This window comes from Hymenobacter persicinus (assembly GCF_004167665.1).
In the GTDB taxonomy this organism is placed as follows: Bacteria; Bacteroidota; Bacteroidia; order Cytophagales; family Hymenobacteraceae; genus Hymenobacter; species Hymenobacter persicinus.
The window spans coordinates 25,196-46,107 of sequence record NZ_SEWE01000018.1 but is presented as its reverse complement, the minus strand read 5'-3'; the positions used below and the strand labels follow the sequence as shown (position 1 = coordinate 46,107).

Here is a 20,912-nt window from a genome sequence, read left to right as displayed (position 1 = left end):
CAAACATCCCGCGCGCTTTCCCGTTCGGGTCAGGAATGCTCCGAATTCGACGTATGCTTTCCCGTTCCTGGCTGTGGTGCGCGCTGACCGGGCTGGGGCTGCCCGCCCTGGCTCAGAACCCGGCGCCCGACACCGCCCGCGCCGTGGCCCTGCCCGAAGCCACCGTGGTGGGCTACGGCCAAAACCTGCCCCTGCGCCGCACCGCCGCCGGCGTAGGCGTCATCGACAGCCGCACGCTGGACCGCTTCAGCCCGACTTCCCTCACGGCCGCCGTCAATACCCTGCCCGGGGTACGGCTGGAGGAGCGGGCCACGGCCAGCTACCGGCTCAGCGTGCGGGGCAGCACGCTCCGCTCCCCGTTCGGCGTCCGCAACGTGAAGGTGTACTACCACGACATTCCCTTCACCGATGCCGGCGGCAGCACCGCCCTGAATTTGCTCGACGTGGCTTCCCTCGGCCGGATTGAGGTGCTGAAAGGCCCGGCCGCCAGCGCGTACGGGGCCGGTACGGGCGGAGCCGTGCTGCTGAGCAACCGCCGGCCCGAACCGGGGGAAAGCCGGGCCCAGGTGGGCTTCACGGCCGGCAGCTTCGGGCTACGCCGCTATTCGGTAGCGGCCGAAAGCGGCACGGCCACGAGCACCCTGCGGGCCCAGTACACCCGCCAGAGCCTGGATGGCTACCGCGAAAACAGCGCCCTGCGCCGCGACGTGCTGACCATCGACGGCGAATTTCGCCCCTCCGAGCAACGCACCGTGGCGGCCCACGTGCTGTACACCGACCTGGACTATCAGCTGCCCGGCGGCCTGACCCGGGCCCAGTTTGAGCAGAATCCACGGCAGGCCCGGCCGGGTACGGCGGCCGCACCCGGCACCGTGGCGCAACGGGCTGCCTACGCCTCACGCACGGCTTTGCTGGGCGTGTCGCACGAGTACCGGTTTTCGGCGCGCTTCTCCAACAAAACCACGCTTTACACCTCCGGCACGGCCATTCGTACGCCTTATCTGGTCGACTTGGAGCGCAACACCGGCCTGGGCTGGGGCGGGCGCACGACGTTTGCTTACCGTACCACGCTGGCCGGGCGGGTGCTACGACTGAGTGCCGGCGGAGAATGGCAGAGCAGCTTCGAAAATGCCCGCAGCTACCAGAACCGCGCCGGCACTCCCGGCCCCCTGCGCTACGACGACGAAATCCGGGCCACCACGGGCTTTGGCTTCGGGCAGGCCGAGCTGGAGCTGCCCGCCGGCTTGCTGGCCACGGCAGGGGCGAGCTACAACCGTCTGGCTTACCGCATTACTCGAGTGTCGGACGCGGTGGCTAAGCCGGCGGGCTACGAGCTGCGGCGCGACTTTCGGCCGGTGGTGTCGCCGCGGGTGGCGCTGCTGAAGGAGCTCACGCCGCTGATTTCAACCTACGCCAGCGTCAGCACGGGCTTTTCCCCGCCCACCGACGAGGAAATCCGTCCCTCCGACGGCAGCCTGAACCCGGAGTTGCAGGCCGAGCGGGGCACGAGCTTCGAGGTGGGCGCGCGCGGGCAGCTGCTGGACCGCCGCCTGCGCTTCGATCTGGCCGCCTACGACTTCCGGCTGCGCCACACCATCGTCACGCGGACTACGGCAACCGGAACCAGCGTCTTTGCCAACGCCGGCACCACCCGGCAGCGCGGGGTAGAAGCGGCCGTGAGCGGCTGGCTTTGGCAACCCGCCCCCGCTGGTACTGCTGCGGAATCCTCGGCCGCCGGGGCGGGGAGGGGCCTGCGGGCTTTTGTCAGCTACGCCTACAACCACTACCGCTTCCTTCGCTACGAGTCGGGAGGTAATGATTTCAGCGGCAACCGTCTCACCGGCACCGCGCCCCACACCCTCACCGCCGGCCTCGATTTTGCATCTGGCCCCGGCTTCTACGCCAACCCCACCGTGAGCCACCAGGCCCGCCTGCCTCTGAACGACGCCAACTCTGAGTACGCGGCCGGTTACTGGGTTTTCGGGGCCCGGGCCGGCTGGCGCCGCACACTGGCGCGCCACTTCGAAGCTGACCTGTACGCCGGCCTCGACAACGCCACCAACCGCCGCTACAGCCTGGGCAACGATTTGAATGCCTTTGGCAACCGGTTCTTTCAGCCCGCCCCCGGCCGCAACTACTACGGCGGCGCCCAACTCGGCTGGCGCTGGTAAGTCGGGCAGACACAGCACGCAAAAGGCCGCCCCAACGGTTGTCGGAGCGGCCTTTTGGACGTACTGCTGGGCAGGACTAGCGGTTATTGTCGTCGATGGGGTTGTTCGACTCGATGATAATGTTGTCGACCGGGTCGCCGGTAGTGCCAGGGTTAGCTCCGCTGCTGACGGTGTCGTCGGGGATGCCGGCGGTTTCGTCGTCGAGGCGGGCGGAGGTGTCGAGCGTGCCTTCCTCGTCGCGCTTGTAATTGTAGAGCTCGTCGTGGTGCTTCTGCTGCTCGGGGCTCATTTTAGCGCCGTCCGGCTGGGGAGCGGCGGAGTCTTTTTTCTGCTTGTCCATTGGGTGTAAGGTCAAAAGCTTAACTGAGCAAGTTGTCGTTGGGGTCTTCGGCCGAGTTGCGGGTACGGTTGGCGGGCTCTTCGGATTCCCAGTTGCGGGTACCACCGCCGTAACGCGGGTCGTCCTGCTTGTAGGCCTCGCGGCGCTCTTCCTCGGAAGCATTCTGGGTGGCGCGCACGGCGTCGGGATTCAAGTTCTGGGGGGCGCTGCCCCGCTGTTCGGGGGCTGCCGTGCTGGGCGCGGCCACGCCGCCGGGGTTCATGCCCGCGGGCTGGTCGGTGGTCGTGGAGCGGGTGTTGGGGTCGTGACCAAAGTCGCCGTAGGCGGGCGTGCCCGAGGGGGTAGGAGTCAGGGGAGCGTCGGCGCGCTTTTCGCCTTCGCGGTGGTTTTCCGCCTTGGCGTTGCCAGTGGTGGCATCCTTGTCTTTGCGGAATTCGCTGAACTCGTCCGGGTTGTCGTTGCTGCCGTCGTTGGGGTTGTGTGCCATGGTTGTCGAGAGAAAGGGTAATTGGAAAGGGCGGGAAACAGCCGTTGTGCTTTCGTGTACGCAGTCCGGGGCAAATTGGCTGCGCCGGGCGGCTAAAAACGCTAGGCGACTTTTCCCCGCAACCCCGGCCGGCCGCCGGCAGTTAACAGGCAGAGCCGGCCCTCGTAGGCCGGACCCGTCACGCTCACGCTGCCTCCCATGAATCCGACCATCACCCACAATTCCGACGAACAGACTTTCTACGCCACGCTCCAGGGCTACGAGTCGGAGCTGGCCTACAGCCGCCCCACCGACGACGTTATCGACTTTACCCACACCTTCGTTGATGAGCACCTGCGGGGCAAGGGCATCGGGGAGCAACTGGCTAAAACGGCCCTGGATTTTGCCCGCGACCAGCACCTGCGGGTGCGCACGAGCTGCTCGTTTATGCGCGGCTTCGTGGAGCAGCACCCCGAATACCAGGAGCTGCGGGAGAAAAAGTAGGGGTGGCTTAGGCGCTCAGCCAGGCGTGCGCTTCGGCCAGGGTGGCGAAATGGCGAAAATCGAGCTGGGCGGGAGTTTGCTGCCCCACGGCCTGGGAAGCCAGCCGGCCCAGCGCGCTCTGGCTTTCGACCACGGCGCACTGGCTGTAGCCGGCCTCGTGCACGGCCCGCGGAATCCATTCCTGGGTGAGCCAGTGCTGAACCGGGAGCGGAATCAGCTGGCGCAGGCCGTGGTAGCTCAGGGTTTTGCCGGTGCGGTAGTGCTTCATGGCCAGCAACACCTGCTGGTAAGCCCCGCGCAGCTCGTCTTCCGTTGTGCGTGCCCCGCTCCAGTCGAGGCGCAGGTAGCCGGCCGTGTGGTAGATGGTAATGGCGGGATTCTGGAAGTAAAAGGACTTGGGCAACGAATTCGGCATAGCTGCAAAGTTCGAACAAAATCTGCTGCGTAAGTCCACCGAGCCAAAAGCAAAAAGCCCCGACTCCGTGGGGAGTCGGGGCTTTTTATCAGAACGCCGAAGCGCAGTTGGTATAAAGCTTAGTGGCGCACGGCCAGGCGGCTGACGTAGCGCACCCCGCCGACTTCCACCTGCACCGAGTAGAGGCCGGCGGGCAGCGCGTGCACGTTGAGCGTGGCCGACTCAGCACCGCTCAGGGGCTGGCTCAGGGTCTGAACCTGCTGGCCCAGGGAGTTGTAGAGGCTGATGGCGGCCTGGTGGCGGCCCTGCAGACCAGGTACGCGCACCTGGAAGGCGCCGGCCGTCGGGTTGGGGAATACTTCCAGGCCCGTGCGCAGCGGAGCCGCCTTGGCGGTGCCCGTTGGGAGGCAGGCCGAGCTGGTGTAGAGGCCCACGTTGGTGAAGACGTCCGTGCCCAGGGTCTGCCATTCGCCGGCGGCCTGCGCCCAGCGGGTGTTGCCGTGGCCCACGGTGGCTTTGCGCACCAAGGTGTTGTCGGTGGTGGTGCCGCCGCCGGGAATCACCCAGCCCGAAGCGGCCGGCCGCTGCCCGATAACGCCGATAACGTCGAGCGTGTCGGTGCCGTCAAACAAAGCCAGCGCGTCGTCGCCGTTGAAGAAGGTGATGTTGGAGGTCACGTTGGCCTTGGCTAGCACGGAGGCCACCGAGTTGGCGTTGGCAATAACGTACACGGCGCCGGGGTTCAGCGTGCCCGTCAGTGCCTGCGTGGAAGTCGGGGAGGTTACGCCGTTGGCAAACAAATCGACGCGCAGGCCGGCTAGGTTGATAACGTCGGGCGTGGGGTTGTAAATCTCCACGTACTTGGTGTTGCCCGTAGCCGACTCGGCGTATTCCGAGAAGTACAGGTCGGAGCAGCTGGTGCCAGCCGGGGCCTGGTCGTCGTTGAGGATGGTCAGGGTGTGGGTGCTGTTCAAACTCAGCACGGCGCCGCCCGTGGTGGGCGTGCCCAGCTGCAGGCGCACGGTCTCGTTGGATTCCGGCGTCACGTCGCCGTTCACCGTGATGGTGACGGGCAGGCTCTGGCTGGCGTTGCCGGCCGCGAAGGTCAGGCTAGTGGTGCCCAGCACGTAGTCGTTGGCATCGGCGGTGGTGCCGGAGGCCACTACGGTCACGGGGATGGTGACGGCGGCCGTGGGCGCGCTGCCGGTCAGGGTGGCATTCACCGTGTAGGTGGTCGTGCCGGTGTTGCCTTCCAGGATGGAGCCCGTCGCCGAAGCAAAGGCAATGGTCGGGGCCGCGCCGTCGTCGTTGGTGATGGTTAGCACGTGGTTGGCCGGGCCGCCGATGGCGCCGCCGGTGCTCACGTTCTGCAGGTTCAGCTGCACGGTTTCATCAGCTTCGGGCGTGGTGTCGCCGTTGACCGTGACGGTCACGGTCTGCGACGTTTGGCCGGCGGCGAAGGTCAGCGTCTGGGTGCTGAAGGTGTAGTCGCTCGGGTTGAGGGCCGTGGAGTTGGCGGCGTCGGCGGCTACCTGCACCGTGAGAGTGGCGGTAGGAGCAGGCGTCACGTTGACGGTAGCCGTGTAGGTCTTGGTGCCAGTGTTGCCCTCGGTGATGCTGCCGGTGGCCGCCGCAAAGCTAAACGTAGGCTGCACGGCAAAGCCCCAGGCGCGGGCTACCAGGTCGGGGTAGGCAATGTAAGGGTTGAAGTTGCCCTGGCTTTTGGCGGCGCGGCGGTTGCGCTCCCGCTCACGAGCATCTACCGGGTCGGCCAGGTGCCACTGATACAGGGTGTTCAGGTCGGCCAGGGCCGAAATAACGTCCTTGCCCGGGTCGAAGGTCTGGCCCTGGTGCATGGTGTAGAAATAGAAGGCCGAGCGGGCCAGGTTGCCCTTGTGGTCTTCGCGGGGCTCAAACATGGTGTTCGTGTCCTCGCTGTACTCCTCGATGTTGGCCGTCGGAATGGTGGTCTGGCCGGTGGTGCCGCGCATCCAGAGCTGGGTGGTGGCGTCCGGAATTTCGCCGAACGGGTCGCTGCCGCGGTTGGAGTTCCAGGTGTCGAAGGTGGGGTAGAGGTGGTGAATGTCGGCCTTCATGCGGCTGACTTCGTTGAACCACGACTGGGGAATGGTGTGCTCACAGTTGATGCTGCCCACGTTGCCGGTGCTGGTGGCCGTCGAGTCGATGGTTTTGGGCACCGAGTAGCCCGAGTACACGCAGGTGAGGCGGCCGTTGAACACGTCCACGTAGTTGTACATCTTGCCCCGGGCCCGGTCGTAGCCCAAGTCGACGCGCTTGCCGTCGTACCAGTTCTGGACCAGCCAGGTTTTCAGCGCCTGCCCCTGCAGGTTGGAAGGGGGAGCGGGCGGCATTACCTGGGCCGTTGCGGCCGTGGAGAGGCCCAAAACAGCCGCGCAGGCCCATGAGAAAAAGTTCTTCATAAGGGTGTGTGAAGGTGGAATTGGAAAAACGCCTCTAAAGGTCGGAAAATAACTGAGTAGATGCACAACGCGTCTATTAGGGCCGGCCTATGTACTTGAAGGGTAGGTGCTGCCGGGCATTTTGTTCATAAAAAAGTAATCCGCGCCACGGGCCCGAAAACGAAAAAAGCCGACCCCACTGGGGTCGGCTTTCGGCTACGTTCCGGCGCCGCGGCGCCAGGACAGTTACTTGGTGGGCATCAGCACCGTGTCGATAACGTGGGTCACGCCGTTGCTGTCGATGATGTTGGGGATGGTGACCGTCGCCATGCCGCCCTTGGCGTCGTGCAGCATTACGGAATCACCCTTTTTCATCACGGTCAGCGTTTCGCCTTCCACGGTCGTCAGCACCTGGCCATCCTTGAGGTCGGCGGCGGTGAGGCGGCCGGGCACCACGTGGTAGGTCAGGATGGTGGTCAGCTTAGCCTTGTTCTCGGGCATCACCAGCGTGTTGACCGTGCCGGCGGGCAGCTTGTTGAAGGCGGCGTTGGTGGGCGCGAATACGGTGAAGGGGCCCGCGCCTTTCAGCGTTTCCACCAGCCCGGCAGCCTTCACGGCCGACACCAGGGTGGTGTGGTCGGTGGAGTTAACGGCGTTGTCGACGATGTCCTTGCTGGGCACCATCATGGCGCCGCCCACCATCACCCCGGCCGAGTTGCTCATGGCCATGTCGCCGGCCATCGGCTTGGTTTTGGCCTTCATCTTGCTGCCGTCGTCGGCTTTGCCCTTCATTTTGGTTTTGCCGTCGTCACCCATTTTGGTTTTCGACACCATGCCGTCTTCCTTGGTCTTCGACTTTTCGGCGTCCGACTTGGTTGCCATGCTTTGGGCCGTAGAAGAGGTGGCGGTTCCGAGCGAGAACAGGGCCGCGAGGGCAAAGGCGGAAAGGATGTGCTTGTTCATGTGAGAGGGAAAAAGTGAGAGGAGTGAGAATCTATATTGCTGCCGAACTATACGGAGCAAGCTGAAGTATAGATTTACCCAGGGCCCAAAAATGTGGCTCGGCCGGGTTCCGCCGGTACTTAGTCCTCCATGGCCGCGCCTTCGGCCTGGGTGGCAAACCAGGTCAGAATATCGTCGCTGTCGTTGGGGTTGCCGTTGCGCACGTAGCGGATGGCGGCTAGCTTCCAGTTCAGGAAGGTGTCGGGCCGGGCGCGGCGGTTGCGGATGCGGTCGGGGTGGGTCTGGAGCCATTGCTCAACAAAGTCGCGGGCCCGTTTTTCTTCGGCGTTTTCCATGGTGTGGGGGAGAAAGAGTGAAACGCTTAACTTCTTCTAAGATAAGTGAAAACCCGCAGAAGGAGAATAGTTGTCACATTTAAGGTAAATGTGTCCGAGTAAAGACGGGGCTCAGCGGGCGGAATGCGGGTTGGCATTGCGCAAGCAGGACACTAAGGGCCGAAGTAGCGTCAAAACTGAATGTCACAACTGCGCGGAAAATGGCCTTTCGGAGTGGGTATAATTTAAGTTGCTTTACCTACTTCCCATTCTTCCCCTAACCCAAACCGCCTGAGTAGTCGGCCCAGGCAATCTGACTTATGCTTCCACTCCTGAAACAAACCAGTCTGACCGAAGCCGGCTTTGCGCCCCTGGGCGCCAGCCAGCCAATTGCCTACGTTTCCTTCAACCAGCCCGCGGCCTACATTCCGGCCAGCGAAATCCGGTACGTGCACGCCTGCCAGGCCCAGGACGGCGCCCGGCTCTACGTGTACTCTTGGCTCGACGCGCCGGGCTACCTGCTGACTACCCAGCCGCGCATCACGTCGCTGAGCCACATCTTCGCCGAACTCGATACCGATGACCCGCAGGAGCTGCAAACGGCCGTCGACGCGTTTTTTCATCAGCACGGCGGGGCGTATTCCTACCCGGCCATCGGCTGCAACTAGCTCAGCGGCCAAACTGCGCCCCACGCGCTGGTTCCAACTACTCGAAGGCCCTATCAGCAGCGCGCTGGTAGGGCCTTTTCGCGTCCGGCCCCGCTTTTCCAGCCGCCCGATGCGAAAAAGCAAAGGCGGACCGCGGTATTTGCCGAAGTTTGCCCCCGCTTCCGCCGGCAAGCCTGCCGCCGGCTACTTCGCCTATGAAAGATTCTCCCCGCTACTCGGTGCCCGCAGTGCCGGCCGTGCTACTCGCCATTCTGAGCGTGCAGGGCGGGGCCGCTATTGCCAAGGGCCTGTTTCCGGTGCTGGGCCCCGCCGTCACGGCCAGTCTGCGCATTGGCTTGTCGGCCCTGCTGCTGCTGGTGCTCGTGCGGCCCCGGCTGGGGCAACTGCAGGCCCGGCAGTGGCGGGTGGTGGTGCCCTACGGTCTGGCCCTGGGTGCCATGAACTTCTTGTTTTATTGCGCCCTGGCCCGGATTCCGCTGGGCCTGGCCGTCACGCTGGAGTTTGTAGGCCCGCTGGCCCTGGCTTTGGCTGGCTCCCGCCGTTGGGTCGACGTGGTGTGGGTGGTGCTGGCCGCCGCCGGCATTGCCCTGATTGCGCCCTGGCAGGGCCGCGGCATCGACTTGCTGGGCATGGCCCTGGCTTTGGCGGCCGGTGGGTGCTGGGCCATCTACATTGCCCTGGGGCAGCGCACGGCGGCCGTGCTACCGGGCTCGGTGGCCGTGGCCGTCGGGATGCTGTTTGCGGCGCTGCCGGTGCTGCCCTTCGGCCTGACCAGCAGCAGCCTGCCCGCCCTGACGCCCCATTTGCTGCTGCTGGGGGCGCTGCTGGCCGTGTTTTCCAGCGTGCTACCCTTCACCCTGGAAATGCAAGCCCTCAAGTCGATGTCGACGCGCACCTTCAGCATTCTGATGAGTCTGGAGCCGGTGGCGGCGGCACTGTCGGGCTGGCTGCTGCTGGGCGAAAAGCTGCCGTTCATTCAGTGGGTAGCCATGCTCCTCATCGTCATTGCCAGCGCGGGCGCCACGCTCACGGCCCGCCAGCCCCAGCCCGCGCTGCACAGCGAGTAAGGTGGCAGCGGCCAAACTCACCCAGGCCAGAGAATTGAACCGGGTGCAGTTCTTCCCTCACATCGTGTCCGGCAGCGTGGTGGGCCCCTTAGCCGGCCCAGCATACCTGGGAAATACACTTATAAGCCCATGAGTTGCCCGGGTTGGGCAGCAGTATTGAGTTAGGCCTGGGGGAAGGCTGTGGATTGGTTTATATTGTATAATTTCAATAAAAAATAGTTGATAGCGAATTCAATAGCTATATTCACTAACGCCAAGCGGTTACCACTATCCTGACCAAGCCCCGGCATATTGCCGTGGGGCCCTGATTTCCATTATCCGCCGCGGAAGTACCTCAGCGTAACATTCCCGGAGTTGGTGCGCCCTATTTCTACCGGCACCTTCCCGCCGCCCATTGCCGGGCCGGCCCCTGCCTGACTGTGCTCGTCTATTTCTTTTCCTCTATTTCATGTACCGTACCCTTTACGCCCGTTTTCGCTACAGCAGCTTTTTTACCCGCTTCCTGATCCTGTGTTGTTGCACCCTATGCAGCAGCTCCGCGCTATTTGCCCAGCAAGCCACCGAGGCCTGGGCCGCTCGGTACGGGGCCGCGGACCGTGACGAAGAACCCTACTCGATAACCGTGGACCAGGCTGGCAACAGCTACGTAGCCGGAATTTACGCCAACACCAGTGACGGGTCACAGTGGGTCATGGTTAAGTATTCCCCGGCCGGAGAGCGGCTTTGGGCAAGTGTGAATTCCAACGGCTCGCCCAAAAGCATTGCCGTAGATAATGTCGGCGGAGTTTACATGATAGGTAATATGGACGGTGTGGCGCCGTCAGGCGGAGCTGATTTTATGACCGTGCGCTACGATGCGGCCACGGGGGCGCAAACCTGGGTGAGCCGCTACAATGGTCCGGCCAACGGCATCGATTGGGTTAGCGCGCTGGCAGTAGACAATGCTGGCGGCGTATTCGTAACAGGTCGTAGTGAGGGCATAAACTCCAAAAGCGACTACGCTACCATTCGCTACGACGCGGTTACCGGTGCCCAGAGCTGGGTGAGCCGCTATAATGGTCCGGCCTATGAAGCTGATAATGCCACGGACATTGCTGTCGACAATGCCGGGGGGGTGTACGTGACGGGTACGAGCTATTCGTATTCTTATTCTGGCGCCTTAGTTCCTACTTACCTGACCATGCGATATGTGGCCGCTACGGGCGCCCGGACCTGGCTGAATCAGTACGGTACGAGCTTAAGCAACTCTGCTGGTTCCATTGCCGTGGACAACAGCGGCAGGGTTTACGTGGGGGGCTCTACTCAAGCTTTTAAGGATATATACGGTACCGTGTTGTGTATTTCGGCCTCGACGGGAAATCAAATCTGGTCTAGTCAATCTAGTGGTTCGGTCAACAGCCTGGAGGTTGACAACGCGGGCGGCGTGTACGTATTGGATTATGTCATCAATAGATCCACGAATACAAGCTATTCTACCCTGGCGCGCTACGATGCAGCGGGGGGAGTACGAAGCTGGTATAAACTATATGATGGTACTCCCCGAGACCTGGGTGCGGATAAAACCGGCGTCTATACTACGGGCTCCGGCGGGACAACGCGCTACAACGCCGCGGATGGGGCCGTGGTGTGGAACAAGCCCCAGAATGGAAACGCATTGGACCTGGACCAGAGTAGCAACGTTCTGGTGACGGGCCTTGCCTTTGACCCGTCGACCGGGAATGATTTGCTAACTGTCAAATACAGCCAGGTACCGTCCGCCGACAACTCGTTTACCTTCTACCGGGCCGTCAATCTGAACGGACCGGCTCTGACGCTCGACGGCAACGCCTGGGCCGGCAGCACGGCCCCGAACTACTCGACCAACGGCACGGGCTTTACCAACTCGACCACGCCGCTGGTACCGGCCACCGACGCCGCGCGCACGGATATGATTCGTAGCTCCGTGTACCGGGTCAATAGCTTGAAAGTAAGCTTGTCGGCGGTGCCGGCGGGCATCTACCAGGTGTACCTGTACGTGTGGGAAGACAACGGCGCCGAGGCCTACAGCCTCACGCTCAACGGGCAAGTTGTGCGCAGCACCTACAACTCCGGGCTGGCCGGCACCTGGGCCCGGCTCGGCCCCTACGACGTGACGCTCACGGCCAAGGGCTCGGTGCAGCTGGTCAGCCGCGGCGGCACGGCCAACTTTTCCGGCATTGAGCTCTGGAAGCAGCAGCCCGCCGCGGCCAGAACGGAAACGGCGGCCTTACCCGCCGCCCTGCCGCTGGTGAGTGCCCAGTGCCAGGCGTATCCGAATCCGTCGGCGGATGGCCGCTACCACCTGGTGCTGCCCGAAGCGTTACGGGGGGAGGTAGAATACGTGCTGCTGTCGGCCGTGGGCCAGCCGCTGCGCAAGGGGACGCTGCACGTGTCGGGTACGGGTGCGGCGGAGCTCGACGTTTCGGCGCAGCTCAACCAGCCCGGAATCCAGTATTTGCAGCTGACGGGGACCAACGCCCGGGCGCATCTAAAGCTGCTTCATCGGTAAGAGAAGAGTTGGGCTGGCCAGGGCCAGCCGGTGGTGCAATGCTGCGCGGTCCTACTTTTGCGCTGCTGGTACGGCGCCGCTGCAAAACCGCCGGCGCCTTACCCCCTGAACTATGCTGCCCGTTGAGCGCCCGATTTCTTTTAACCCAAGTTTGCTAGGGGCCGTCAACGCCGGCCGCAAGACCGTCACCCGGCGCCGACTACCGCTGGAACTGCCCCCTAATTGCGCCCCGGCAGCCTACCGCTATTGCGGGCAGCACGCGGGCTACGCACGGTTCACGGGCGAGTACCCGGGCGGACCCACGCACGACGTGCCGTGCCCGTTTGGCACGGCCGGCGACCGGCTTCGGGTGATAGAGCAGCCGGAGCTGGTTTTGCTCATCCTGTCGGTGCGGGCGGAGCGGGTGCGCGCCATTACGGAAGTCGATGCCCGGGCTGAAGGCGTGGGGGAAACGGAAGCAGCGTCAGCTTCTGGGCCGACCAGGAGCGTACTTGCTGCCTTCCAGGAGCTGATTGACCAGTTCTACTCGCACTGCTGGGCCCGGAATGAATGGGTATGGGTTGTTGAATTTCGCCGGCTGGCAGAATCGGAATTGGCCACTGCCTAAGGTAATAGAATCCGAAGCGCTTTGTCCTCGGCCAAACGTGTCTGCTAAACCCCAAAAGCCCCGCCCAGATATTCCGGGCGGGGCTTTTTTACGGACTGCCACCCGCTTGTCCAGGGTGGAAGCAGCTGTTGGATTCGCCTGTCGGTGGTGGCAGGGATGGGCCACACCGTAATTCGTGAGCTACTCTTCCTCCTCGGCGTTTTTGAGCTTGCCGAGCAGGGAATAGGCGCCCTCCACCACGAAGCGCAACGGCTTGCCCTGCTCGGCGGCGGGCAGGTGAAACTCGGTGTAGCCGTCCTCGCTCACGCCCCGCGTGACGGGCACCAGGCGGTAGGCCGCCGTGCCGGTTCGGGCGGGCTGGTCGACGGCCACAAATACGTAGGGCTGGGCGCCGAACTGCACCACGGCTTTCTCGGGCAGCGTGGGCACCGTCAGGCGGTTGGTTTCGATGACGGCCCGCACGAAGGTGCCGGGCAGCAGCTGCTCATCTTCCCGGTCGAGGTGGGCGTGCACGCGCACCGTGCGCTCGGCGCTGATCGTTTTGCTGATCAAATACACGTGGGCCGTCCGCTCCCGGCCCGCCGAGTCGTTGCCCAGGGTGAAGCGCACGAGCTGCTGGGGCTTCACCTGCGGAATGTCGCGCTCAAACACGGTCAGCTCCACGTGCAGGTGCTCGGGGTTCACGATTTCAAACAGCACGTCGGTGGGCGTCACGCTCTGGCCCACGCTCACGTTGACGGCCTTCACGAAGCCTGCTTTCGGAGCCCGCAGCGGGGCGGTGCTCACGATGGCGCCGCCCGCGGGCAGCCCGGCCAGGCGCAGGCGGGCGGCCTGGGCGCTGGTTTTCACCTGCAAGGCCTCGTACTCGGCCTGGGCCCGCTGGTAGTTTTTCTGGGGCGCCACTTCCTGCCGGTAAAGCTCCGCCTGGCGCTCGTATTCGGCCTTGGCAAACTTGAGCTGGCTGCGGGTTTCGAGGTAATCCTGCTGAAGCTGCACAAAATCGGGGTTGCGGATGAGGGCCAGCACCTGTCCGGCCCGCACCCGGGAGCCTTGCAGCAGCTCGGTGCGCTCCACGAAGCCCCCGAGCGGGGCACTCACCGAAACCAGGTTTTCCGGGGGCACGTCGAGCACGCCATTGACTTTGAGGCCCCCGCTCATGGGCCGCTCAGTGCTCGCGCCCAGCCGGATGCCGCCCATCTGCTGCTCGGCGGGGGTTAGCGTAACGAGGTTGGGGATGGCAGCTTCTGCCTTTTCAGCTTGGGCAACAGGTTCGACGGAATCCGCCGCTTGGTCCGGAGCAGTTTCGTGGTTCCCGCAACCCGCGAGCAGGCCGAGCAGAAGGCAGTAGTGAGACAAGTATTTCATGATAGAAAAGCGTGCGTGAGGAAGTTGCCCGCGCTAGTTGGCGCCGAGCAGATAGTCCAGGTCGATAAGAGTTTGGTTGTGCTGGAGCAAGGCGTCGAGGTAGTCGAGGCGCAGGCGGCGGGCCCGCTCCAGGTTGAGCAGGTATTCCGAGTAGCCGGTTTCGCCGGCCTTGTAGGCCCGCGTGGCCAGCCTAGTGATAACCGTGGCTTGAGGCAGGGCCGTCTGCTCGAAGTAGCGCAGGCGCTCCAGCTGCTCGGCGCGCCGGGCCTGCAGCTCCGCCACGCGGCCAGCCAGCTCGGCTGCATACCGCGCCACATTGGCCTCGGCTACCTGCTCCTGAAGGCGGGCGGCCTGCACCCGGGCGCGCTGGGGGCCGCGCAGCAGGGGCAGGGCTACGCCGGCCTGCACGCCCTGAAAGCGCGCCCCCGGACCGTAGTACGTTTCCACGCCCAGCGTCAGCTGCTGGTAGCCGATAATGGATTGGTTGAAGTAACTGAGCGTAAACTCGGGCAGCCCCCGGGCCTGCTCCACGCGGGTTTCGGCCCGGCGCTGGGTCACCTGTTGCTGCAGAATCCGGGTGTGGGGCGTCGTTAGCAATAGGGCCGTGTCGGGCGGGGCGGCTGCGGAGGCCAGCGCTGCCGGTTCCAGCCGTTGCAGCACACTGTCGGCTACTGCCACCGCAGTGGGCACCTGCAGCAGGGCCTGGAGCTGGCGCTGGGCCACTCGGAAATCGGTGCGGGCGGCCAGCAGCTGGGTCCGGATTTCGCCCTGCTGCACCAACGCCGTGGCGGGTTCGAGTCGGGCAACCTCGCCGGTTTTGAAGCGCAGGTTGGCCGCGCGCAGAAACTCGCGGTACACGCTGTCCTGGCCGCGCAGCACGCGGAGCCGGTGCCGGGCGTGCACGGCCTGCTCGTAGCTCAGGCGCACCTGCCGGCGCAGCTCGGCCCGCGCCTGCCGGAGTAAAAGCTCCTGGCCCTCGATGCGGGCATCGGCCAGCTGGGCCGCGCGGCGGTACACGCCCGGCAGTGCCACCGACTGGGTGATGGTGAACTGATTGTCCCGGTTGGCAGAGTTGTACTGCCCGTAGCTGCCCGTGATGGTGGTGCGCCCAACATCGTAGGCGGCGCAGCGCACGGCCTGCTGGGCCTCCAGGGCCCGCTGGGCGCCAATGACTGAGCCACTGGTTTGCAGGGCCTGATCCACGGCCTGGGCCGAAGTGAGCGTGCCGGGCAGCGGCGCCTGCTGGGCCTGTACCAGCGCCGGCAGCAGCAGAATCAGAACGGTAGCGGCACCGGCCACCACCTTGCGCGGCGCCCGGTTGGCCGCCTTGCCTTGTTCCGACAGCGCATACAGCACCGGCAGCACCAGCAGCGTGAGCAGAGTGGCCGAAATCAGCCCGCCGATAACGACCGTGGCCAGGGGCCGCTGCACCTCAGCCCCCGCCGACTGTGCCAAGGCCATGGGCAGAAAGCCCAGCGAGGCCACGGTGGCCGTCATCAGCACCGGGCGCAGGCGTACTGCCGTGCCCCGCAGAATCCGGGCGTAGAGGTTGGTCACGCCTTCTTCCCTGAGCTGGTTGAAGTAGCCGATGAGCACGATGCCGTTGAGCACGGCCACCCCAAACAGGGCAATAAAGCCCACGCCGGCCGAGATGCTAAACGGCATGCCCCGCGCCCACAGCGCCACCACCCCGCCGATGGCCGAGAGGGGAATGGCCGTGAAAATCAGCGCCGACTGCTTCAGGGAGCGGAAAGTGAAAAACAGCAGCACAAAAATCAGCAGCAGCGCCACCGGCACGGCAATGCTGAGCCGCTGGGTGGCCTGGCGCAGGTTCTCAAACTGCCCACCGTAGGTTGGGTAGTAGCCCGGGGCGAGTTTCACCTGCTGGTCAATCTTGCCTTGCAGCTCGCGCACCACGGTTTCCACGTCGCGGCCGCGCACGTTGAAGGCCACGGTGATGCGGCGCTTGGCATCGTCGCGCTGAATCTGGTTGGGGCCTTCGCGCAGTTCCACGCTGGCCACCTGCTCGAGCGGGACCTGCCGGCCGTCGGGGGCGGCCACGAACAGGCGCCGGACGCTGGTAATGTCCTTGCGCAAGTCCTGGCGCAGGCGCAGCACCAGGTCGAAGCGGCGCTCCTGCTCAAACACCTGGCCGGCTACTTCGCCCGCGAAGGCCGTCTGCACCGTGCGGTTCACGTCGGCCACGTTCAGCCCGAACTGGGCGAGGCGGTTGCGGTCGAGCTGCACCACAATCTGGGGCAGGCCGGTCACCTGCTCCACGTACACGTCTTCGGCCCCCGGCACCTGGCGCGCGAGCCGGCCCACCTGCCGGGCGTAGTCGGCGAGCTGCTGCAAATCTTCACCGTAGATTTTAAGCACCACGTCCTGCTTGGCTCCCGAAATCAGCTCGTTGAAGCGCATCTGAATGGGCTGCTGGAAACTGAACGTGACCCCCGGAATGACGCTCAGGGCCGCGGCCATCTTATCGGCCAGCTCCTCGCGGGAGTGGGCCGAGGTCCAGTCCTTCGGATCCTTGAGAATAATCATCAGGTCGCCGGCTTCCACGGGCATCGGGTCGGTGGGAATCTCGGAGGAGCCGATTTTGCCCACGACCTCCTTCACTTCCGGAAACTGCTGCTTCAGAATGCCGGCCGCCTGCTGGCTTTTCTCGATGGTATAGCTCAGCGAAGAGCCCGTGAGCACGCGCATCTCCACGGCAAAGTCGCCCTCGGACAGCTGGGGAATAAACTCGCCGCCCAGAGTACGAAACAGCAGCCAGGCGCTCACCAGCAGGCCCGCGGCAGTCGTGAGGACCAGGGTGCGGTAGCGCAGCGCGCCGGTGAGCAGGGGGTGGTAGAGCCGGGTGAAAAAGCCCATCATCCGGTCCGAGAAGGTGGGCTGCGCGTCCGTGGAGCGGCTCAGGGCCAGCGCCGACATCATCGGCACGTAAGTGAGACTCAACATAAAGGCGCCCAAAATGGCGAAGGCCACAGTTTCGGCCATGGGCCGGAACATCTTGCCCTCGATGCCGGCCAGGGCCAGCAGGGGCAGGTACACAATCAGGATGATGATTTCGCCGAAGGCCGCCGAGGAACGAATCTGGGAGGCGGCCACGTAGGTCTCGTCGTTCATTTCCTGCTGCGTTAGCCGTCCGCCCGCCGCGTGGCCGGGGGCGTGGCCGCCGTGCAGGCGGTGCACAATGGCCTCGACGATGATGACGGCCCCGTCGACGATGAGCCCGAAGTCGATGGCGCCGAGGCTCATCAGGTTGCCCGACACGCCGAACAGGCGCATCATGCTCACGGCAAACAGCATGGCCAGCGGAATCACCGCCGCCACCACCAGCCCGGCCCGCCAGTTGCCCAGAAACAGCACCAGCACGAACACCACAATCAGCGCCCCTTCGAGCAGGTTTTTCGTGACGGTGCCAATGGCGCGGTTGACGAGGTGGGAGCGGTCCAGGAAGGGCTCCACGCTCACGCCCTCGGGCAGGGTTTTGCGAATGGTGGCCATCCGCTTTTGCACGTCCTGAATAACTTCCGCGGCGTTGGCACCCTTGAGCATGAGCACCAGGCCACCCGTCACTTCGCCCTGGTTGTTGAGCGTCATGGCCCCGTAGCGCACCGCCGCGCCGTAGCGCACCTCGGCCACGTCGCGTACCAGCACCGGCAGGCCCGTGCTGGTGCTGCGCACGACGATGTTGCCAATGTCGGCGGGGGAAGTAGCCAAGCCCTCGGTGCGGATAAAGGCGGCCGTCGGGTTCTGGTCGAGGTAGGCCCCGCCGGCATTCTGGTTGTTTTGCGCCACGGCCCGGTACACCTCGTCGATGGTGACGCCCAAAGAGTGCAGGCGCTCCGGGTCCAGGGCTACCTCGTACTGCTTGAGCTGGCCGCCGAAGGAGCTCACGTCGGCCACGCCGGGCGTGCCCAGCAGCTGGCGCCGCACCAGCCAGTCCTGAATGGTGCGCAGCTCGGTGGCGTTGTATTTCTGCTCGTAGCCGGGCTTGGCGCGCACCAGGTACTGGTAGATTTCACCCAGGCCGGTGCTGACCGGGGCCAGCTCGGGGCGGCCGGAGCCGGCCGGAATCTGGCTTTCGGCGGCCCGCAGCCGCTCACTGACCTGCTGGCGGGCCCAGTAGATGTCGATGTTGTCGTCGAAGACGATGGTGACCACCGACAGGCCGAAGCGGGAGAAGGAGCGCACCTCCACCCGGCCCGGAATGGTGGCCATACTCTGCTCGACAGGAAAGGAAACGAGCCGCTCAATCTCCGGGGCGGCCAGGGAGGGCGCCACGGTATAAACAATAACCTGGTTGCTGGTAATGTCGGGCAGCGCGTCAATCGGCAGCCGACTCAGCGAGTAGCCACCCCAGGCTATCAGGGCCAGGGTCAGCAGCCCGATGATGAGCTTGTGGTGAATGGAAAAATGAATCAGCCGGTCAAACATCCGTTGCTGGGGTTAGGTCTAACGCTTCAGTGAAGCCTGCTCGCGCGCCTGCCAGCCCTGGTTAGGGCCGGCCAGCGCCTCGGAACTACCTGGGCCGGGCCAGTGGCCGGGCCGAAAGAAGTTGGCAGGAAACGAAAGGGTCAGACCCGCGGGGGCTGCCACACGGCCCCGGCCGCGGATGTCGGCGGACCGGCCACCAGGGCCGGGTGCTGCGGGTCGGCATACCAGCGGAGCATTGCCGATTGGGCTACGACCGGCGCCGCGGGGAGGGGCATCACGGCCGTGCCGCAGCAGTGGCACTGGCAGAGTGGGGAACACCAGTCGCCCAGCGCGTCGCCGTGGCAGTCGGAATGCGTGGCGGCGGCCACCGTGGTGGCCGTGGGCGCGCTGCCAACCGGGGCCGCGTCGGCGCAGCTCCGGCAGGCGAGGCAGGCAAAGTAAAGCGCAAAGAGCACGGACAGCAGACGCATCGGGGGCAAAGGTAGCGCGTCCGCGCGGATTCGCCGCCGGGCGGCCCCGCCGGAGCGGCTGCCAACGCCGACGCCGGGTAGCCGGGGCCCGGCCGGCGCCAGAATACCCCGGCTACCCGGCGTCATGCAATTAAGGCCCCCGGACCGGCGGCCAATCGGCTTACTTGCGGTTTTTGGCGACGTAGGCCGAGGTCGATTTGAGTAGGGCCTTTTCCGCGTCGAACACGTTGTTCTGGGCCCGAACCCGGGCGTTGTAACGGTCCATGCCCTTGCCGACCACGTGCAGGCTGGCCAGCACGTCTTCCTGCACTTTCTTGGGGTTGCGCTGCAGCTCTCCACCGGCGGCGGCCGCGGCGCTCAGGCTGCTGAAGTCGTTGACGGCCTTGATCAGCTGGTCGCCGGCAACCAGCTTTTCCGTCAGCGCCGCGTCCTGCAGCAACTGGGTGGCCGCTTTCTGGTCGAATACGTGCGTGGCCAGCTGAGTTTCGAGGGCACTGACCGAGAACGGGGCGGGCACGGCCGGGGGCGAGGCCAGGTTGAAGCCCAGCAGGCTGGTCGTGAGCGAGGTCAGCGTGTCGCTGTAGGCCGTCAGCGCGCTGGCAAGCTGCGCGGCATCCTGCTTTTTCCACCACGACTTATCGGCCAGCTTTGCATTGAGGTTGTGCAGCTGCTGCTGGCCCTCCGGCGCGAGCTTTTCGGCCTGCAGCACGGTGGTCATCTGCCCGGGCAGAAAGACCTCACGGTAGTTGCGCACGGCGAGCAGGGTCAGCTGGCGGCTATCTTCCTTCTGCTGGGCCGCGGCCTGCTGCGGATTGGCAGCCGGATGCTCCTGGCGCTTGAGCTGCTGCTGCTGGGCCAGTTGAGCGAGCTTCTCGTTGGCGTTCTTTTCCAGTTCCAGCTGATGCGCTTGGGCCTGCTGCTGCATTTCCCGGAGCAGTTGCGGGCTGCCTTGCCCGGAGCGGTATCTCTGCATCTGCCGCATCTGGAAATCCTGGGTCCGCTGGTTGACCATGCGGTTGAAATCCTGGCGGGACTGCTGGTTTTGCTGCATGGTCGGGCCCGTGTAGGTGGGGCGGTACTGGGCAAACGCGTGGAGCGGCAGCAGTAGGAATAAAAGTAAAGAGTGTTTCAAGAAGGTAGAAGAGAAGGTGAGAAATAGGTATTACCTGCCAAGTACGGGCATTTTCCGGCATTTGTCCGAATTTTTTCAGGCCCGTCGGCCGCGTCCCGGCAGGTAACTGTGCCGCCGTAAGTTCCCGGCCAGAATCACCTTTTCCGAGTCAGGCAGCTCACCAGGAAAAAAGTGCGGCAAGTAGCTCAGGCAGACGAAATAGGAGCAGGGCAATTGCTTAAATTTGCTCGATTCTTCATTAACCTAACTTCTATGAAAAGAGTATTACTCGCCTCGTTTTTGCTGATTTCCGCGGCCGCCCAGGCCCAGCTCACTTTGGAGCATACCTATCAGGATGCTTCAGTGTATTCCTTCAAGCTCTCGACGGGGCAGGTAAAGTTTGCAATCTACTCTCAGACGGACAGCAAGCTCTACGTCTACAATGCCGACCATTCCCTATTGCGGCAAATTCCCGTGCCCCCGGTTCCCGCCACCTCGAGCTATGGAGACATACTCGATGTGAGTGATAAGCTGTTTAACCTCACGCCCGACATCGAATGCGCAATTGCGCTTTATAACGGCGCGACTCAGCAGAATAGCGTCTACGTGCTGAGCGAAACCGGGGCTCAGCTGCTGACCGTTGCGTCGGGCTCCTATGCGCAAGCCGTCAACACCTCCACGGGAAGCAAGCTGCTGGTATATGGCTCCTTTGGTACCAGAGTGTACGCTGCTCCGGGCACGTACACCCCGCTCAAAACGGCAAAATCAACCGACGGGCCCACGGCCAGCCCCTTCCCCAACCCCGCCGCGGAGCGCATTACGCTGCCTTACTCGGTGCAGCCCGGGACCCTGGCCACGCTGGAAGTGCTGGACCTGGCTGGCCGCGTAGTAAAAACCTTCCAGGTGAATGCCGCATTCAACCACCTGCTGCTCGATGCGCGCGAACTGCGCCCCGGAGCCTACACGTACCGCGTCGTCACGGCCGCCGGCAGCAGCAGCGCGGGCAAGCGGTTTATTGTGGCCCGGTAGCAAAGTCTAGGCTTCATAAAAAAAGCCCC

General features: G+C 64.3%; 17 protein-coding genes. 7 read left to right on the top strand and 10 right to left on the bottom strand.

The features are described 5' to 3' along the window. Positions 1-53 precede the first annotated feature (53 nt). Positions 54-2,171, top strand: a complete 2,118-nt coding sequence (locus EWM57_RS10405) for a TonB-dependent receptor family protein (protein ID WP_129921080.1) — start codon at positions 54-56, stop codon at positions 2,169-2,171. Between the two features lie 76 nt (positions 2,172-2,247). Here EWM57_RS10405 and EWM57_RS10400 read toward each other — a convergent pair whose 3' ends face one another. Continuing rightward, the gene (locus EWM57_RS10400) at positions 2,248-2,526 is read right to left on the bottom strand and encodes a hypothetical protein (RefSeq protein WP_165370478.1); all 279 of its coding nucleotides are present in this window, start codon (positions 2,524-2,526) and stop codon (positions 2,248-2,250) included. A gap of 4 nt (positions 2,527-2,530) precedes the next feature. Then, the gene (locus EWM57_RS10395; RefSeq protein ID WP_129921078.1) at positions 2,531-2,998 is read right to left on the bottom strand and encodes a hypothetical protein; all 468 of its coding nucleotides are present in this window, start codon (positions 2,996-2,998) and stop codon (positions 2,531-2,533) included. Between the two features lie 198 nt (positions 2,999-3,196). On the opposite strand from EWM57_RS10395, the gene EWM57_RS10390 reads away from it, so the two are divergent. Next, positions 3,197-3,481: a GNAT family N-acetyltransferase gene (locus tag EWM57_RS10390; protein ID WP_129921077.1), complete on the top strand. Its 285-nt coding sequence runs from the start codon at positions 3,197-3,199 to the stop codon at positions 3,479-3,481. A 7-nt stretch (positions 3,482-3,488) separates the two neighbouring features. Here EWM57_RS10390 and EWM57_RS10385 read toward each other — a convergent pair whose 3' ends face one another. The 4 genes from EWM57_RS10385 to EWM57_RS10370 all read right to left on the bottom strand — a co-directional run bounded on the left by EWM57_RS10385 (position 3,489) and on the right by EWM57_RS10370 (position 7,614). Next, entirely contained in the window at positions 3,489-3,896 is a 408-nt protein-coding gene (locus EWM57_RS10385; RefSeq protein ID WP_129921076.1) for a hypothetical protein, read from the bottom strand. A 119-nt stretch (positions 3,897-4,015) separates the two neighbouring features. After that, positions 4,016-6,337, bottom strand: a complete 2,322-nt coding sequence (locus EWM57_RS10380; protein ID WP_129921075.1) for an endonuclease — start codon at positions 6,335-6,337, stop codon at positions 4,016-4,018. A 225-nt stretch (positions 6,338-6,562) separates the two neighbouring features. Next, positions 6,563-7,078 (bottom strand): fasciclin domain-containing protein, encoded by a 516-nt coding sequence (locus EWM57_RS10375; RefSeq protein ID WP_394345414.1) that lies wholly within the window; start codon positions 7,076-7,078, stop codon positions 6,563-6,565. 320 nt (positions 7,079-7,398) lie between these two features. Beyond that, positions 7,399-7,614: a hypothetical protein gene (locus tag EWM57_RS10370; protein ID WP_129921073.1), complete on the bottom strand. Its 216-nt coding sequence runs from the start codon at positions 7,612-7,614 to the stop codon at positions 7,399-7,401. A gap of 299 nt (positions 7,615-7,913) precedes the next feature. Between EWM57_RS10370 and EWM57_RS10365 the strand changes: the two genes are divergently transcribed. From EWM57_RS10365 to EWM57_RS10350, 4 genes are all read left to right on the top strand, one after another. Then, positions 7,914-8,261, top strand: a complete 348-nt coding sequence (locus tag EWM57_RS10365; RefSeq protein ID WP_129921072.1) for a hypothetical protein — start codon at positions 7,914-7,916, stop codon at positions 8,259-8,261. 194 nt (positions 8,262-8,455) lie between these two features. Beyond that, a complete protein-coding gene (locus EWM57_RS10360; protein WP_129921071.1) occupies positions 8,456-9,328 on the top strand; it encodes an EamA family transporter in 873 nt (290 codons plus the stop codon). Between the two features lie 448 nt (positions 9,329-9,776). Next, a complete protein-coding gene (locus EWM57_RS10355; RefSeq protein ID WP_129921070.1) occupies positions 9,777-11,855 on the top strand; it encodes an SBBP repeat-containing protein in 2,079 nt (692 codons plus the stop codon). Between the two features lie 112 nt (positions 11,856-11,967). Continuing rightward, positions 11,968-12,462 carry an ASCH domain-containing protein gene (locus EWM57_RS10350; protein WP_129921069.1) on the top strand — a complete coding sequence of 165 codons (495 nt, stop codon included), beginning with the start codon at positions 11,968-11,970 and terminating at the stop codon, positions 12,460-12,462. Positions 12,463-12,642: 180 nt separating this feature from the next. Here EWM57_RS10350 and EWM57_RS10345 read toward each other — a convergent pair whose 3' ends face one another. The 4 genes from EWM57_RS10345 to EWM57_RS10330 form a co-directional block, all read right to left on the bottom strand. After that, positions 12,643-13,827 carry an efflux RND transporter periplasmic adaptor subunit gene (locus tag EWM57_RS10345; protein WP_129921068.1) on the bottom strand — a complete coding sequence of 395 codons (1,185 nt, stop codon included), beginning with the start codon at positions 13,825-13,827 and terminating at the stop codon, positions 12,643-12,645. Between the two features lie 33 nt (positions 13,828-13,860). Next, the gene (locus EWM57_RS10340) at positions 13,861-18,273 is read right to left on the bottom strand and encodes a CusA/CzcA family heavy metal efflux RND transporter (RefSeq protein WP_129921067.1); all 4,413 of its coding nucleotides are present in this window, start codon (positions 18,271-18,273) and stop codon (positions 13,861-13,863) included. A 140-nt stretch (positions 18,274-18,413) separates the two neighbouring features. Next, positions 18,414-18,743 (bottom strand): DUF6660 family protein, encoded by a 330-nt coding sequence (locus EWM57_RS10335; protein ID WP_129921066.1) that lies wholly within the window; start codon positions 18,741-18,743, stop codon positions 18,414-18,416. Between the two features lie 160 nt (positions 18,744-18,903). Further along, complete coding sequence (locus EWM57_RS10330) at positions 18,904-19,875, bottom strand: hypothetical protein (protein ID WP_129921065.1); 972 nt, start codon at positions 19,873-19,875, stop codon at positions 18,904-18,906. A gap of 252 nt (positions 19,876-20,127) precedes the next feature. On the opposite strand from EWM57_RS10330, the gene EWM57_RS10325 reads away from it, so the two are divergent. Further along, complete coding sequence (locus EWM57_RS10325; protein WP_129921064.1) at positions 20,128-20,883, top strand: T9SS type A sorting domain-containing protein; 756 nt, start codon at positions 20,128-20,130, stop codon at positions 20,881-20,883. Positions 20,884-20,912: the final 29 nt, after the last annotated feature.

What these genes read in the sequence shown, in the direction of transcription:
- EWM57_RS10335 (WP_129921066.1), bottom strand. Translation starts at nt 18,743, where the DNA reads ATGCGTCTGCTGTCCGTGCTCTTTGCGCTTTACTTTGCCTGCCTCGCC.
- EWM57_RS10380 (WP_129921075.1), bottom strand. Translation starts at nt 6,337, where the DNA reads ATGAAGAACTTTTTCTCATGGGCCTGCGCGGCTGTTTTGGGCCTCTCC.
- EWM57_RS10355 (WP_129921070.1), top strand. Translation starts at nt 9,777, where the DNA reads ATGTACCGTACCCTTTACGCCCGTTTTCGCTACAGCAGCTTTTTTACC.
- EWM57_RS10375 (WP_394345414.1), bottom strand. Translation starts at nt 7,078, where the DNA reads ATGAAGGCCAAAACCAAGCCGATGGCCGGCGACATGGCCATGAGCAAC.
- EWM57_RS10395 (WP_129921078.1), bottom strand. Translation starts at nt 2,998, where the DNA reads ATGGCACACAACCCCAACGACGGCAGCAACGACAACCCGGACGAGTTC.
- EWM57_RS10345 (WP_129921068.1), bottom strand. Translation starts at nt 13,827, where the DNA reads ATGAAATACTTGTCTCACTACTGCCTTCTGCTCGGCCTGCTCGCGGGT.
- EWM57_RS10405 (WP_129921080.1), top strand. Translation starts at nt 54, where the DNA reads ATGCTTTCCCGTTCCTGGCTGTGGTGCGCGCTGACCGGGCTGGGGCTG.
- EWM57_RS10325 (WP_129921064.1), top strand. Translation starts at nt 20,128, where the DNA reads ATGAAAAGAGTATTACTCGCCTCGTTTTTGCTGATTTCCGCGGCCGCC.
- EWM57_RS10350 (WP_129921069.1), top strand. Translation starts at nt 11,968, where the DNA reads ATGCTGCCCGTTGAGCGCCCGATTTCTTTTAACCCAAGTTTGCTAGGG.
- EWM57_RS10370 (WP_129921073.1), bottom strand. Translation starts at nt 7,614, where the DNA reads ATGGAAAACGCCGAAGAAAAACGGGCCCGCGACTTTGTTGAGCAATGG.
- EWM57_RS10390 (WP_129921077.1), top strand. Translation starts at nt 3,197, where the DNA reads ATGAATCCGACCATCACCCACAATTCCGACGAACAGACTTTCTACGCC.
- EWM57_RS10360 (WP_129921071.1), top strand. Translation starts at nt 8,456, where the DNA reads ATGAAAGATTCTCCCCGCTACTCGGTGCCCGCAGTGCCGGCCGTGCTA.
- EWM57_RS10365 (WP_129921072.1), top strand. Translation starts at nt 7,914, where the DNA reads ATGCTTCCACTCCTGAAACAAACCAGTCTGACCGAAGCCGGCTTTGCG.
- EWM57_RS10340 (WP_129921067.1), bottom strand. Translation starts at nt 18,273, where the DNA reads ATGTTTGACCGGCTGATTCATTTTTCCATTCACCACAAGCTCATCATC.
- EWM57_RS10385 (WP_129921076.1), bottom strand. Translation starts at nt 3,896, where the DNA reads ATGCCGAATTCGTTGCCCAAGTCCTTTTACTTCCAGAATCCCGCCATT.